Below are 14,301 nucleotides of genomic sequence, written 5' to 3'. Positions count from 1 at the left end.
TAAAAATAATACCGGAGAACACAATGAAAACCCTGAATCTCTCTAAATTGTCGCTTGCAGTAGTATTTACTCTGTCTTCAGCGTCAGCTCTAGCCCAATCACCATCCTTTACCGAGGGGCTAGAAGGACGTGTTATGTCCTACTCGGAGTTTGTTGATAATAAATCAAACCAAAAAATGTTGATGACATTTGCCGATCAATCTCGAGCGGGTTCGATCGTATTTAACATTGACCACACTTGTGGTTATGTTTTGGGTACGCTAAACCTGAATGATCCTACTAGCACTTTTGGTGGTGGGATGAATATTAAGCTCAATAAATTTGACAGCACCCATCGATGCAGCACGGAAGAGTTTGATGATCTTCGAACGTTGGTAACGGCAGACAACATCAACAGCTTAAGGATATTCGACAGCAGTAGAACGAGCCTTTCTTCTAAAGTCACTGGCGCAACGTTGTCATTTAGTGACGTTACAAAAGAAGTAGAGGCACAACGCGCTCGACAAGCGGTGCTCGATACTTACTGGGTAAGAGGAAATGACTCTGCATCCGGCAGCCAATCCGATGAGAAGCCTTCTGTGGACCTTTACTTGGAGCGAGTTCAACAAGCACCAATAGACTATCCGTACTTTGTGGTTCACAATCACGCATTACGTATCTTTGAAAGCGCTCAAACAGACACAGGTATTGCAGCAGAAACTTATGTAGGCGGTATGTTCGGCGGTTTCAATATCACAAATGGTATGAGCAGCGAGTCGATAGTTGGAAATCAAGGAACAACATTTGGGTTTGACCACACGCATGCAAATGGCTTCGACTTAACTCAAGGGGCTATTAAGTTTGGTCAGTTTCATTGGTTGGAGCGGATACATTTGGATTGGCCTAGAGAGTTGAGTTCTAAAAATCGTTTTCAAGTTAATGGCGATTTGCTAACCCTGTCTTCCGATACTTCTGAGGAAACCATTCAGTTTAATCGTTTGGTTAAATCCGCCAAAATTGAAGATCTTAAAAGTACAGAATGGGTTGGGAACATCGCAAGCGAGAACGTGACGGCGAAGTTTGCGAGCCACTCTCTGGAAGAGATGCTCGTAAGCTTTGAAGGAATTGGTTCTAGAGCTTTAGTTAAACTGAGCGCAAACGACAGCGGTTCATTTAACAAAGCACAAGTTGTTGGTGCAACCCACCAACATGCTTTGGTAACAACGCTGAGCAACGCATTACCGGAAGTAAAGTCCGTTGTTTTGGATTACTCTGACGCGAATAGCCGTAAGCTTCACATCATTACAGAAAGTGAAATATTCTCGCTAACAGAGAAACGCGCGGCGATTCCTATCACTTTTAATTAAGATCGCTTTTTAGATTTATACTACCCCCCGATAGCCCGACCGAATCAACGGTTGGGCTTTTTTGTTTTTATTTATCCAAAGCTGAAGTTATTTCGTATGTGGGTACCATTTGTAACATCAGTTGCATTCACGCTCTACAACCTCAAGATGCTAACTCCGATACCCACAGTTTTAAGCTACATAATCTGGCAATCGAATCATCGCAAGAATTGAAAATTCTTTTAGTCAGTTAACACCTAGAATGGCGACCAGGCTTAATAAAAAGGAATCAACATGTCCGCAAGGAACACCAGTAAAGAAGCATCGACTCAACAATTAGCGAATACGCCCATCTTCCCTCTGTTTATGCAAACCGCCATTCCCATTTGTATCGGAATGTTAGTGATTGGCTTGTACAATTTGGTGGATGGTATTTTCATTGCGCGATGGGTAGGGGCTGATGCGATTGGCGCGGTTTCGATGGTGTTTCCAATGCAAATGCTGATCGCCTCAGTAGGAGCGATGATTTCCTCGGGCACGGCAGCGATACTTACGCGGCTGATCGGGGAAGGGAAACTGTCGGACGCGGGAAACGTGGCTGGGAACGCCGTTTTTCTCACTGCTACCCTTAGTGTGATTTTTTTTGTTATCGGGTGGCAGCACCTAGATGCTGTGCTTGATTTCCTTGCCGTTTCGCGCACCTTTTATGATCAAGCATTCCAGTACGCGCAACCCATCGTTCTTACGGCTATCGTAGCGATGATGCTCCCCGTTTTTGGCGACGTATTCCGTGCTGAAGGCAAAGCGCAGATCATGATGCTATTGATGCTGACCTCTTCCGTTTTGAATATTGTGTTGGACTACCTGTTTATCGTTGTCATGAAGTGGGGGGTATCTGGTGCAGCTTGGGCAACGGTACTCTCTCAAGTGGTTTCCCTGAGCATAGGGATCTACATGTATTTAAAAGGAAAAACCTTGGTTCGCTTTTCCTTTCAATTCAATGTTCGGCTTTGGGGTTCTATTGCCGCGTTAGGTGTACCTGTGTTGGTTGCTCAAATGGGGATGGCGATTCAAACGGGCTTGGTGAATTTTCAATTTACAGAAATAGCATCTAAAGATTGGATCAGTGCTTACGGCATTTTGGGAAGGCTGTCGATTTTCATTATTCTGCCTATGATAGCGATGCTGATTGCGTTTCAAACCATATGTGGTTTTAACCTTGGTGCGAAGGCGATGGACCGAGTTCAACAAAGTATTAAAGTTGCTCTTACGACAATGGTTGCGTATTCCAGTTTTGTCACACTCTTGCTGATTACTGTACCCGAATGGTTGATGGGCGTGTTTACAACGGAACAGGAATTGATTTCTTACGGGAAAATTATCATATTTGCCACCATTTGGGGTTTACCATTGGCTGGAATCAACATGCTGGCGACTGGTTTCTATCAAGCAAAAGGCAACGCCAAACTGGCAACGATGTACAGCTTGTTGCGTGTTGTGTTTATTATGAGCCCATTGCTCTTTATTTTGCCGTACTTTTTTGATTTGGAAGGGGTATTCTTGGCGATTGTAGCAAGTGATATTTTGGCAGCAGGTATTACGTTATTGCTGTGTTTTAAAGAGTACAAAAAACTTTCTGAACCGGAGTTGAGTTACGTTGACGTTTAGTGTGAACTCCCTGTCAGCCAGCAGTTGGCAGGTTTACAGTGAAAGGCTAGAGCCCGTTCTAGCCTATATTCATCAGCATTTGGATCGGCCACTGACGCTTGAGAAGGCGGCAGAGCTGAGCCACTTTTCCAAATATCACTTTCAGCGAATCTTTAGCGTGATTATTGGTGAAAGCTTATCGCAATACAGTAATCGGTTAAGGCTTGAGAAAGCCGCAAACGCGCTGCTTTTTCACGAATCATTGTCGATTACTGATATCGCCATGCAATTTGGCTTTTCCAGCAGTGCGAATTTCTCTCGCTCATTTAAAGATCGTTTTGGTATCACGCCCTACGGGGTAAAAAGCGGTAAGCCCAAATCGTTGAATGGTGTAAAAACTCCGCTTAAGCAGCCAATCGATACAGCTATTTTGCAACACATTCATACATTGCGAGCCGAAGCCAAAGTTTGCCCACCTAGTGAGGCTATTACCCCCGACAGGATCTTTGACTCACCAGAGACTGAGCTTTGTATTTTGAGGTCAGAAGAAGGCTATTTATTGCCAAGTATATTCCAGTGCTGGAATACGTTGATTGATTGGGGGCTAGAGAACGACATAGGTGCCATGGATCAGGTTCGGCTTGCAATGTGCCACGACAACCTGCTTTTTACCCCCAGAGAAAAGTGCCGATACGATGCGGCACTTATGATCACGCCAGAACAGCGAAGTAAAATCCACGAACCATTCGAACTGGGCAAGTTAAATGCGGGTCGGTATGCGGCTTTCAGGTATCAGGGCAAACCAGACAATGCCGCGAAATTTCAGATTAGCTTGTACGCGAAATGGTTGCCGTATAGCGGATACGAGCCTGATATCGCCCCCCTCATTGAGCGCTATGATAGACCAATCTCTTCATTGGATAAGGACGGCAAGCCAGAGTGGATTGACTTGGAAGTGTGGATCAAAATAAAACCGCTCAGAACGTTGAACGAACTGAGCGGTGGTTGTTGTAGTGACTAGATATTAAGGCGATTGACTAAAATACGCGTCGACGGAGCGTTCGGCCTCGGCGATTGGCGTCGCGCTTTTACTCGCGGGTGGGGCAAACTCTGTTGTCGCTAAATCGTAGGTGTAGAGATCAATCGATTGATCCCGTTCATCCTGATTTCGAATTTGTCCCTCTTCAGACGGGTAAAGCACCGTACCGAGTACGTCCCCCAAATGGCTTAGCAGTACATCAAACGTGCCTTGTTGCGGTGTGGCACAGCGCCTGCGTTGCGATGGCGGGTAACCATCCGTCAGTCGCAAACCCAAAGTATTCGCGTTTAACGGCTTTAGGTTTGGGTGTTGTGGCGATACCGAAGGCGATAGAAAATCAAACGCATGAAGGGGGAAGTTGTTTAACACCCCACCGTCCATCCACATTCCATGATAGTCATCTGCTCTTTGGTTATATTGCCCTGTAGGCACATTCGCTTCCACGTGAACCGGTTTAAACAACACTGGTAAATTCATCGAAATTCCCACGGCTTCTGCAACGGGGAAATCCGGTGTATGCCGCTTAGAAAATACCGACGGTCGGTGCTTGGTAATGTTAGAACCGGTGATCACTAAATCGACGCCCGTGAGGTCAAAGAACTCACGAAAGTTAAGTTCCGACCCGTTTACGGCGTAGATAAGCGGTGCTTGCCCTTGCGGAGTTCTCCGGTTAACCAACCTTTGCCACAGGGTGCCATAGAGCGCACTTTGCAAGAAGTTTCGGGCTGCCACTCCCGGAAACATGCCTCGGTCGAACAATATGTTAAACAAGTAGTGTTCAGGGTGAGCAATTAGCCTACGCACAATGGGATCGGATGTGGAGCCAAATGCCCCATTCCTCGCCAGATTACCGACTGCGCTCGCCAGCATCGATAAGCCTCGAATACTTTGGCTTTGCTGGCGAATATGATCGATAGGTCGAACCCCATTTGGCGCGCTGGTGTGTAAATCGGGTCGATTGTTCCGATCCACCGAGCGAGACAGCCCAATGCTTGGTCCATCAAAAAAGCCAGTAAAGGTACTGGAATTATTGAGCACTTGTTGCAGCTGGGTGGAGTTATACCCCATCGCTAAAAACATGGCGGTGATGGCGCCGGCCGAAGCACCACTGATACCCCGAATCTGGTTTTGTCCGGGCGTATCAATGTTGATAGGTAGAACACCGTGTCGCTCCAAGGCGCGAATGGCACCGAGGTAAGTCACCCCTTTGCCTCCGCCACCTTCTAGCGCGAGATAGTGTACATCCGCTGGATTAGAGATTCGTGCCATGGCTTAATCTCCATCCAAATCTTCAACCCACTCTCCGTCTTCATTCTGTTTCCATTTCGGCAACTTGTCGTCGGCTCTCAAATGCACCAGTGAGGTTGGGATTCGGACATCCCAAGGGTCACCTTGTGGCACTTCTTCTCCGGGTCTATCCAGACGTTCTGCAATTTCGTCTGCAATTGGGAGATAGAGTGGGTTCGAAATGGCGGGCAGTGGACCACCATCCCACAATTCACCGAAGGTAATGAAGTGGTCGACTGCACCTTCAAAACCCGGACGGATTGGCACAGAGACACGGCAATAACCCGCTTTAAGGAACTGGTTGAAAAGTGGGTCGGTATCTTCATAAGCGATACGTTCATCCCATAGCGGTTTTCTTCCCCAGAAGTATGGGTACGTCACCCATGTCACATGTTCCCATTCGAATGCTTGTTCAAAGAATCTTACGTATGGGCCTTCTGCTTCGTTTTCAAATATATTGATTTGGGGGAAGCCTTCGCCACCCGTCTCGATGGAGTTAAACAAGTCGAAGTGCTGCTCGGTAAGAATACTCACGCAATGCTTTTTAAGTTCATCTTTCATGAGCTCTAAATTGAGCGTTGGATTCTTCCCTTCTATGGCGACACCAGCTTGCAGTTCGGCAGCGGAAAGTTTTTCTTCGTATTCAGATAGGCGAGCTTTATAGGCGTTGGTCAGTTTGGCGTGGGTGTCTAGCCTCCATTTCATCATGGCGCGGTCGGTTCGTTGACACTTAACTTCGACAATGGCTGCTATGTCGGAGACCTTCCAGGTTTGCAAGCCAAATGGAATGCTCTCTCTTTCACCACTGAGGCTGGTGCTCCAAACCCAATCGCCGTCTTCAAATCGATGGGATCGATTACCAATCACGACATCGACAACAAAGTTATCCTCCCAGATATTCACGACATTACCCACAACGCCGTGAATTGCCTTATAGCCTTCGTCTATCTGAATGGTGCCAGAGTGGTTGTAGTGTGTGTCGTCATCGCCACCACCGGCTTTAAAGTCCAGTGATTTGGTGATGTAAATTTCAGGCGGCGCACTGACATCGGTCGCACCGTACTCTTGAACCCACGAATGGTAATTGTATTCTGTAATTTGATCAGGGCGCAGGTTAAATTCCATTGGTTTTTCGATGTGTAAGGCACTGGCGTGAGCATCGGAGAGCGTTTCAATCAGGAAAGCTCCGGGCTCTGGCACCATAAAATCGTACATGGTGCGAATGCCATAATTGTACATTTGCGCTTGATAAACCTTATTCACCCATTGGTACACGCCAGCGATATGACCATCGCCATCGACATTATCAATGCCGTGTGCCGATGTTTCGGTGACTTCATTGGTGACTCTTAATGAAGACCGTTCCAAGACACGCTCAGTTATCTTATTGGCGCTTCGTTGTGTCACATCTTGCGAGAAACTGGCCGCGGTTTTAGTGGCTTCCTGCTTACTTCGAGATATCGAGCCTTCTGCACTGGCAGAAAATTCCACCACTGGGCCGTATTTCCCCGACACGCTCAAACCGGCTTTAAGCGACGAATCTTGCTTAATGGTTTCGCTGGTTTCTCGGCTCATTTCAAAACGGCTGGTGGATTCTAACTCCCGCTCTTCACTGGTTGTGATTTCGGTTTCTTGGAATAGCAGTTCTTCGGTTTCCCGACGCCTTATGTGTTCCCTTTCTTTGGTTTCGCCTTTGAGCACATTTTCAATGTGAGCAATATCGGTGCCTTCATACGCCTTGAGTTGCTGCTTGATCACCAACAAATCGGCGATGCCTGCGGGGGCAATACTGCCATGTGTTCTCGGTACACGGGTGTCCACAAGCAGTGGCGCCATCCAGTTTCCTAAGTTTCCTAAAAAGCCAATGGTAATGTTGTTCCAAGCCGTCGCGATGGGTGTTTTGGTCATAACCAACGCTTTACCCATTCGCTTAAACGATTTCTTCATGGGGCGGCCAAGCAAACCATCCAAGTCGCTGGCAAGCATGTCGATTTCTTCTTGAAGCTTTTGAACAATTTCGTCGATTGGATCTTTCGTTATGTCCAATTTACGTGACGACAGAATTTTTCGGGTGCTGTCGGTGAGCTTATTGCCAGCTTGCTGAGTGGCAAGAAACCCGACTTTTCCTAAATCGACGGGGGTAAAGGCTTGGGTTCCGCTTTTAAAGTGCCGGGCTTTTTCTAGTAGTGACGTAAAAGATTTGCTTTCGCTGCCAACATCAATAGAAAACTGACCTACTTTTGCTTCTTTTAAGTTGTCGTCGATGATCTTAGACCGACTCAGAATGCCTTTCGTGAAAGCCCTGACCAAGCTGTTTTCTCGCTCGAAGGCGGCGGTGGGGCGCAATTCCGCAGCAACCATAAAGCCTTTTTTATTGTTTTGCTGAATATGAACTAAAGAGTGACCTTCTAACCCTGAAAGTTCTTTAACGGCGTTGTTCAGCCGAGTGTGAAGGTTTAATTGACTCTCAGCCTGTTTTCTCTGACGTTCCAAGGCTTCTTGCCTGAGTTTTTCCCTCTGCTTTTGCGCCTCTACGGTAGAAAGTGACGATTTCAATTGAGCGTCGGTGGGCATTTTTAAGGAACGTCTTCGGTAGCGCCTTAGTGCTGTGCCGGTTCCGGGAAATGCATTGTCATCATCTGTTTTCGCTATGAGTTCAAGATCACGCAGCATCTGTGACAAGATTTCGATTGGCTTGTTGTGTTCCTGCGGAAGGTATTTGATGGCGAGAACACTGTCACGCAGTTGTTCTACTGCCTTCTTATACTCTCCCTGACCAACAATTTGATTGGGGTCAGAACCAAACGCTGCTTTGATGGCGTCAGACACCTGCTGGTTGGTGACGGCATCATTCGGTTCTAGCGAATCTAAAGAAGACGCGAGTGCTTGCCATGGTTTATAGATGTCGTGATTTTTTGGGGTATGGACAAAGCGCTGACCTTGTACATATTTGTTGGCTGCGGTTTTTAAAGCCTTGCGAGAGTCATTCTGCCTCTCTGCTTGCCCTAATTCGGCTTGAAAATCCGTTGCTTGTGATAATTCAATGCTTGGGGCGTCTTCACTTTGTGATACTGCCGGACGTTTAAGCACCAATCGAAATAAAGTTTCCATTTGATTTCTCCATAAATCGAAATGCAAACTGCGTTTTACTTTCCACGACTGCTCTTTTAGCGATAAATGCCTTGCATCGCTAAAGCCGTTTTATTCGCGCAATCGGTTTTAATTCCTGCACGCGTAAAACAGAAAGATCCGGCAACTTGCAAATGGTCTTCATACATAAGGTGATGAAAGGAGCAGTGCAAGACGACTCATACAAGTTGCTCGGTTTTTATAATGAGATACGTTAGTTATAAATTGCTAATGTATTTATAATCAACGTGTGATATTGATTCAGGGAAGGGTGAGAAAGGCACCAGATTGTAGTTTGGTGTCTAAAGGGTGAGACAGGTTTGGTGCCACTCAAGTTCTTGTTCCACCCGAGAACGGATTACTCGGGTGGTTTCCAAACGCTTAATTGAATTCGCCGTCCGCGCCGAACTCAATGTCGGTCAGTTCAGTGAAGACATATTCGTTGTTCACGTACTCACCTTTCTCTTTTGAGATAAGAATGTTATCAACAAAAGTGAATGCGTACATATACTCACTTATGTCATAAATATATGAAATTTTTCCATTTTCTTGATCGATTAACGTAGTGGATTGACCATATTCTGCAATCAGCTGCTCCGATGTTGTTTCACCAACAACGGCGTTTCGGTATTTGTAACGATCGCCAAGGTTTGAACAGCCCGTAACAACCAGTGTTGCTATCAGCGCAATCAATAACTTCTTCATTTAATTTTCCTATTCAATTTTCGCCTGATGCTATCACTTGAATTCAAATAGGGGTGTAAGCCAGTGTAAGAGCTACACCACTTCTATGTACCCCATCAAACCTGTTTTCATGTGCTCGATAACGTGACAGTGATACATCCATCTACCTAGGTTATCAGCCACAAAGGCGGCGCGCGCTTTACCGTTTTTACCAAGCAATACAGTATCGGTATGGAAGGGTTCATCCAGTTTTTTTCCGTCCAATTCCAACACTGTAAAGGTATGCCCGTGTAAATGAATAGGATGATGGTATTGGGTAACGTTTCTTAAATTGAATATGTAGGTTTTTCCAAATTCCAATGTCGCGAGTGGCGCTGGAATGGAGTCTTTGCTCATGCCTTCCCATGCACGCTTGTTCATCAGCCAAAATTTGGTGTCGACTTTGCCATTTTTCTTAGTGGGTGAGATAGCGCCTTCCCATTCGAAGACAAAATCGATTTCCGTCGCATTGGCTAAGTCCAGCTCAGGTACGGGGTTGAGTGGCAGCTTAGGGAGCGGGTTTCTTTCTGCAATATCAGAAGCAATGGATTCGAATTCACACAGTGGAAATGGAAATTTTCCTTTCAAGAATCGAACGTAAAATCGTTCGCCTTGTTTCGGTGCGTGTACCGCTAAATCGACTCGCATTCCGGGGCTAATTTTATGCGCTTTCAATTTATAAGGGGTTTTAATAGGGTTGCCATCGATCGCGATCACCCAAGCATCTGCACCTTCAACCACAATAGGATAGGTGAGCGTGTTATCTACGTTTGCAATGCGCAGGCGAGTAGTCGCGTTTTCTTTCAACTGATAAACCGGCTCATGTTTACCATTAACGGTGCCCCATTCACCAGGGGTGCCCATTCTGGCGCTGTAGCGCGGGATCATCAGCTTTTTCCATTGACCTTGTTTGTCTATGTGCCAATGCTTGAGGATCAGCGTGTGTTCTTCATCAAAGACAACGGGCTCTTCTTCTTCAACAATAATGGCACCAACTAATCCCTTACCAAGCTGAACCACACTGTTCACGTGGGGGTGATACCAAAATGTGCCGGCGTCTGGTGGCGTAAAGGTGTAGGTAAAAGTTTCACCAGGCATAATAGGCGGTTGGCTTAGGAAGGGAACGCCATCCATTTCGATGGGAATGCGTAGCCCATGCCAATGGATCGTCGTTGGTTCTTTCAGTTTGTTCGTGAAAATGATGGTAACGGGTTCGTTCTGGCGACAGCGAAGGGTAGGGGCAGGAATACGTCCATCGAAACCCAATACATCGGTTTGGAACCCATTCACCAATTCGGCCGTGGTTTCTTCCGCGGTGAGTTCGTAAACCCAACCTTTCTTTTTGCTGTGGCTTGCTTTAGTTACGGTACATGCTGGAAGCGCAAACAGAGAAGAGATTGCTAGCCCTGCTTGAAGCAATCTGCGTCGACGGATATCCATAATTTCATTCCTGATAGTAGCCTGATATTAGAGCCTGATGGTTTTTCGTGATTATTTTTGCGTGAAACCATAACACATTTGGTTTAAATCCCCTGATGCCTTCGTTAAACTGGCAGCAGTTTAATTAGATTGGATTGGAAATGGCTAAATTAACGCTTCAAGAGCAGATGTTGAAAGCTGGCTTGGTAAACGAAAAGAAGCTGAAAAAAGCGAAAAAGAATTCGAAGAAATCGCGTGTGCAAGCACGTGAAGCAAAAGCGGCTGCAGAAGCAACAAAAGCAGCACAACAAGCGAAAGATAAAGAACTCAGTCAGCAGCAAAAAGAGCTTAAGTTATCAAAAGAGATCCGCGCTCAGGTTAAGCAGTTGATCGAAATGAATAAGCTTGATCTGAAAGATGGCGACATTAAATATAACTTTACAGACGGTAAGCTGATTAAATCTTTGTACGTTGAGTCACTTGTACGTGACCAATTGCTAAAAGGCATTTTAGCCGTGGCACGTTATGAAGATGGGTATGCAGTGATTCCTGGCGTAGTAGCGACTAAGATCGCAATGCGTGATGAGGAGTCCATCATTGAGAATAAGTCGGCGGAAGAAGAGATTCCGGCAGAAGACGATCCGTACGCTGATTTTGTTGTACCGGATGATTTGATGTGGTGATCGCCCACACTTTTTCAACATATCAATTGATTAAAAGCAGCGGAAACGCTGCTTTTTTATTGGGTGTGGCGAATTACAGCAATAGTCTTCAATATGAGCCGCCAGTTCTTTGGCTTTTTTGAGCTCAATTAGATTGAGTGCCCATTTATTTAATAATGAAACAGTGATACTGCGTAGAAGTGAATGAGATGTGGTCAATATTGCACTTTTATGTGGACTCTCCTGCTAAAATACTGATAACAAGTTAGTAAATTAGTGATTACTAAAAAATAACAATCATGATCAAAGAAGAAAATATAAGCCAATGTATTGTTGATATTTATCGTCTTGCCTACGATTTGCCTATAGCGGATTTCAAACAAGCAGCAATGAATAGGTTTAGTGAGCTGATTAATGTAGATATGGGTTTTTGGATAACGCGTTCCGAAATAGAAACCCCATTTTTCGATGAAGACTCTTTCACTTACAACCTACCTGAAGGCGTTATGCAGCATTACATTGAGATCTCTTCTGTGTCTAAGACTGCCCAAGAGATATCTGGGTACTTATTTGCAAACCTCAATAAAACCTACGATGTTCAAGAAATCATTCCAGAAGAAAGATTTAAGAATTCGGATATTTACCTTATTCATTGCAAAAAATATGATTTAGAACATGCCATGGTAACCATGACCTTTAACCCGAACAGTATGATTATTAACGCATTCTCTTTTGTTCGAGGAGAGAGTAAGCAAAACTTTACTAAAGAAGAGCGCGAAATTAAGCAATTTATCGTGCCAAACTTAGTGGAAGCACTAAGAATTAATCTTATTAAGTCCATCAATGATGATTCAAAAAGTAAGCATAGCGTGAGAGGGATAGTAGATAAGCATGGCAAAATTATCGAATCTGAAGAGCGCTTTGAAGATTTGATGAAAGAGTATGGCATGTTGTCAGACAATACTGTCGATCTTGATTTGCTCAGTTCCAATCGTTTTTCTGAGAAGAATAAAGTGAGCATGAGTAATCATGACGGATTGGTTTATATAGAAATCATCAAAGCCTCAATTAAAGATCAATTGAGTAAGAGAAAGCTTGCTGTTTGCCAACTCCTCTGCAAGGGGCTTTCTAATAAAGAAATCGCAAGAGAGTTGTTTATTTCTCAAGATGCCGTAAGCAATCACATGAAAGAAATAAATAAAGCGCTCAATGTCACTTCGCGATACCAAGCTATCGCGGTGCTGTCCGAACAAGATCTAATGTGAGCCTTAATTTGAATTTATTAAATGACGAGCTAAGTCAATATATCGTCGGTATTTATCATAACAGCCAGAGCCTTCAAACTCATGATTTCAGAGCTTGGTGTCTAGAAAATTTGAGCAACTTATTGACAGAAAAGGTGTTTGTGTGGCGCGTGTTACGAGATGAAAATAACGTAGTGGACATCAAACATCATCACTTTCACTTTCAAGCGGAAGGGTCGGGTGTCTCTCATATACTTGCTGTGTCCGAACCAAACGAAAGCGGTTTGGATGAGGACGAAAAGCGGCTCGTCACATTTATACTTCCTCACCTTGCTGAAGGCTTTCGTCTTAACCTGTTATCAAACTTTTATGATAGCAACAAGCAACCCAATACAGTTAGAGCGCTTTACAGCAAAGAGGGTCATATTCTAGAACAAGACGACGGTTATTTGCCTTTGCTGGTCTCTCAGGGAGCGGCGTTAGACAAAATAAACGCCTCTTTTTTTGAAGCTAAAGACAACGTGTTCACGCAATTTGGGTTGATTTTCAAAGTCGAAAATAATGAAAACTACCAAATCGTAGAGGTTTGCTACCTTGGGGCAGGTTTTAATGCGTTGTCGAATAAAGAGAAGGTCGTGTGCTATTACATTGGGCAAGGTTTGTCTAACGAAGTGATTGCGAGCGAAATGGGCACATCAAGAAGAACGACCGAAAATCATTTAGCCAAAATTTACGAGAAGCTCTGTATTTCATCCCGCGCGTTATTGGTCTCTAAACTTAATGACGAGAAAAACCGCTTCCGACTTTCTGCCCAGTAGAAACTTTTTGTTCAGTAGAAACTTTCTGTTCGTAGAGTCATTCAGTTCAGTAAAGACATTCAGTTCAGCGATAAAGCTTCTGTTTACTATGAATATGCAGTAAGCCAGAGAATAAATATCCTCTGGCTTAGTTTGGTTTAGCTAATCAAGCTTATTCAATGTAAATTGCGCTATTTTTTAACCCTTCTCAATCCAATTAAGAATGCAAACAGTAACCAGCCTAACCCAAAGGATGCACCGCTGCTGCTCGCACCACTCACGGTTCCAGTGTTACTACTGATCGCTTTTGTCGTGGTTGAGAACACAGCACTTTCACCACCAATGGTTAGAGTCGATGTTTGCAATGACGCAGCGTTACTTGCAGACGTATGTCTAACGACGACCTCATCATTCACACTGACAGAGCCATCGGCGGAAGTGAAGGTTCCTCCATTTATGCTGTACTCACCATCAACAATCGATATGTCTGCTGGCGCGTTGATGCCCGAAACAGTGACGGAAGAAGAGACCACGAGGGTATTGAGATCAACGTCGGTTAATGTGCCCAAGGTAAATGCATCGGGTGTTGTATCTGCGGTTGTAGTGGCGGCTTTAGTACCACTAACAAAGGTGCTAGAAACGCCACCTATAGTGAGTGTGGTTAACGTACTCGCATTGTGCAATGCAGACGAAGTATGCCTCACCTGAACTTCATCTCCTGCTTCGACGGTGCTCGGTGTCGTGATAAACGGACCATTGTTGATACTGTACTGCCCAGCCGCTATCGATATAGGGCTCGGTGCGTTAATTCCGCCGACAGTAATGGGGGCAGAGGTAATGGTAGTACTTAAATCAACGCCGCTTTGTCTCCCGAAACTAAATGGGCGTGGCGTGGTGTCTTTTGCAGCAGTTGTACTTGATAAGCGAGTGTTTACCCCACCTATTCCTAACCCTACACTTTTTGTGCCTGAATAGATGGCTGAAGCGTCGTAGCGGATGCTAATCACATCATTGTTTTCAACGGTACCG

General features: G+C 45.0%; 11 protein-coding genes. 6 read left to right on the top strand and 5 right to left on the bottom strand.

Translation table 11 applies throughout. The features are described from left to right. Positions 1-23: 23 nt before the first annotated feature. The 3 genes from CW749_RS02125 (at position 24) to CW749_RS02115 (ending at position 3,993) form a co-directional block, all read left to right on the top strand. Positions 24-1,346 (top strand): hypothetical protein, encoded by a 1,323-nt coding sequence (locus CW749_RS02125; protein WP_145997818.1) that lies wholly within the window; start codon positions 24-26, stop codon positions 1,344-1,346. A 273-nt stretch (positions 1,347-1,619) separates the two neighbouring features. After that, the gene (locus tag CW749_RS02120) at positions 1,620-2,993 is read left to right on the top strand and encodes an MATE family efflux transporter (protein WP_101110220.1); all 1,374 of its coding nucleotides are present in this window, start codon (positions 1,620-1,622) and stop codon (positions 2,991-2,993) included. Further along, a complete protein-coding gene (locus CW749_RS02115) occupies positions 2,983-3,993 on the top strand; it encodes a helix-turn-helix domain-containing protein (protein ID WP_101110219.1) in 1,011 nt (336 codons plus the stop codon). The genes CW749_RS02120 and CW749_RS02115 overlap by 11 nt, the downstream gene beginning before the upstream one ends. 3 nt (positions 3,994-3,996) lie before the next feature. On the opposite strand, the gene CW749_RS02110 is transcribed toward CW749_RS02115, so the two are convergent. From CW749_RS02110 to CW749_RS02095, 4 genes are all read right to left on the bottom strand, one after another. Continuing rightward, a complete protein-coding gene (locus CW749_RS02110; RefSeq protein WP_101110218.1) occupies positions 3,997-5,280 on the bottom strand; it encodes a patatin-like phospholipase family protein in 1,284 nt (427 codons plus the stop codon). A 3-nt stretch (positions 5,281-5,283) separates the two neighbouring features. Further along, on the bottom strand, positions 5,284-8,409 hold the full coding sequence (locus CW749_RS02105; RefSeq protein WP_101110217.1) for a hypothetical protein: 3,126 nt from the start codon (positions 8,407-8,409) through the stop codon (positions 5,284-5,286). A gap of 399 nt (positions 8,410-8,808) precedes the next feature. Beyond that, positions 8,809-9,132, bottom strand: coding sequence for a membrane lipoprotein lipid attachment site-containing protein (locus CW749_RS02100; RefSeq protein ID WP_101110216.1), 324 nt, complete (start codon positions 9,130-9,132; stop codon positions 8,809-8,811). A 72-nt stretch (positions 9,133-9,204) separates the two neighbouring features. Then, positions 9,205-10,590 carry a multicopper oxidase family protein gene (locus CW749_RS02095; RefSeq protein ID WP_101110215.1) on the bottom strand — a complete coding sequence of 462 codons (1,386 nt, stop codon included), beginning with the start codon at positions 10,588-10,590 and terminating at the stop codon, positions 9,205-9,207. Between the two features lie 140 nt (positions 10,591-10,730). Here CW749_RS02095 and CW749_RS02090 point away from each other — a divergent pair, with 140 nt between their 5' ends. From CW749_RS02090 to CW749_RS02080, 3 genes are all read left to right on the top strand, one after another. Beyond that, a complete protein-coding gene (locus tag CW749_RS02090) occupies positions 10,731-11,252 on the top strand; it encodes a DUF2058 domain-containing protein (protein WP_101110214.1) in 522 nt (173 codons plus the stop codon). Positions 11,253-11,530: 278 nt separating this feature from the next. After that, positions 11,531-12,496 (top strand): helix-turn-helix transcriptional regulator, encoded by a 966-nt coding sequence (locus CW749_RS02085; RefSeq protein WP_101110213.1) that lies wholly within the window; start codon positions 11,531-11,533, stop codon positions 12,494-12,496. Positions 12,497-12,606: 110 nt separating this feature from the next. Next, positions 12,607-13,293, top strand: coding sequence for a helix-turn-helix transcriptional regulator (locus CW749_RS02080; protein ID WP_237322291.1), 687 nt, complete (start codon positions 12,607-12,609; stop codon positions 13,291-13,293). A 170-nt stretch (positions 13,294-13,463) separates the two neighbouring features. Here CW749_RS02080 and CW749_RS02075 read toward each other — a convergent pair whose 3' ends face one another. Continuing rightward, positions 13,464-14,279, bottom strand: a complete 816-nt coding sequence (locus CW749_RS02075; protein ID WP_101110211.1) for a hypothetical protein — start codon at positions 14,277-14,279, stop codon at positions 13,464-13,466. Positions 14,280-14,301: the final 22 nt, after the last annotated feature.

It is taken from the genome of Vibrio sp. vnigr-6D03 (assembly GCF_002835515.1).
In the GTDB taxonomy this organism is placed as follows: Bacteria; Pseudomonadota; Gammaproteobacteria; order Enterobacterales; family Vibrionaceae; genus Vibrio; species Vibrio penaeicida.
Note: the sequence above shows the minus strand (reverse complement) of the source record. Positions and strands in the feature narration are given on the sequence as shown.

What these genes read in the sequence shown, in the direction of transcription:
- CW749_RS02090 (WP_101110214.1), top strand. Translation starts at nt 10,731, where the DNA reads ATGGCTAAATTAACGCTTCAAGAGCAGATGTTGAAAGCTGGCTTGGTA.
- CW749_RS02125 (WP_145997818.1), top strand. Translation starts at nt 24, where the DNA reads ATGAAAACCCTGAATCTCTCTAAATTGTCGCTTGCAGTAGTATTTACT.
- CW749_RS02100 (WP_101110216.1), bottom strand. Translation starts at nt 9,132, where the DNA reads ATGAAGAAGTTATTGATTGCGCTGATAGCAACACTGGTTGTTACGGGC.
- CW749_RS02085 (WP_101110213.1), top strand. Translation starts at nt 11,531, where the DNA reads ATGATCAAAGAAGAAAATATAAGCCAATGTATTGTTGATATTTATCGT.
- CW749_RS02095 (WP_101110215.1), bottom strand. Translation starts at nt 10,590, where the DNA reads ATGGATATCCGTCGACGCAGATTGCTTCAAGCAGGGCTAGCAATCTCT.
- CW749_RS02120 (WP_101110220.1), top strand. Translation starts at nt 1,620, where the DNA reads ATGTCCGCAAGGAACACCAGTAAAGAAGCATCGACTCAACAATTAGCG.
- CW749_RS02110 (WP_101110218.1), bottom strand. Translation starts at nt 5,280, where the DNA reads ATGGCACGAATCTCTAATCCAGCGGATGTACACTATCTCGCGCTAGAA.
- CW749_RS02105 (WP_101110217.1), bottom strand. Translation starts at nt 8,409, where the DNA reads ATGGAAACTTTATTTCGATTGGTGCTTAAACGTCCGGCAGTATCACAA.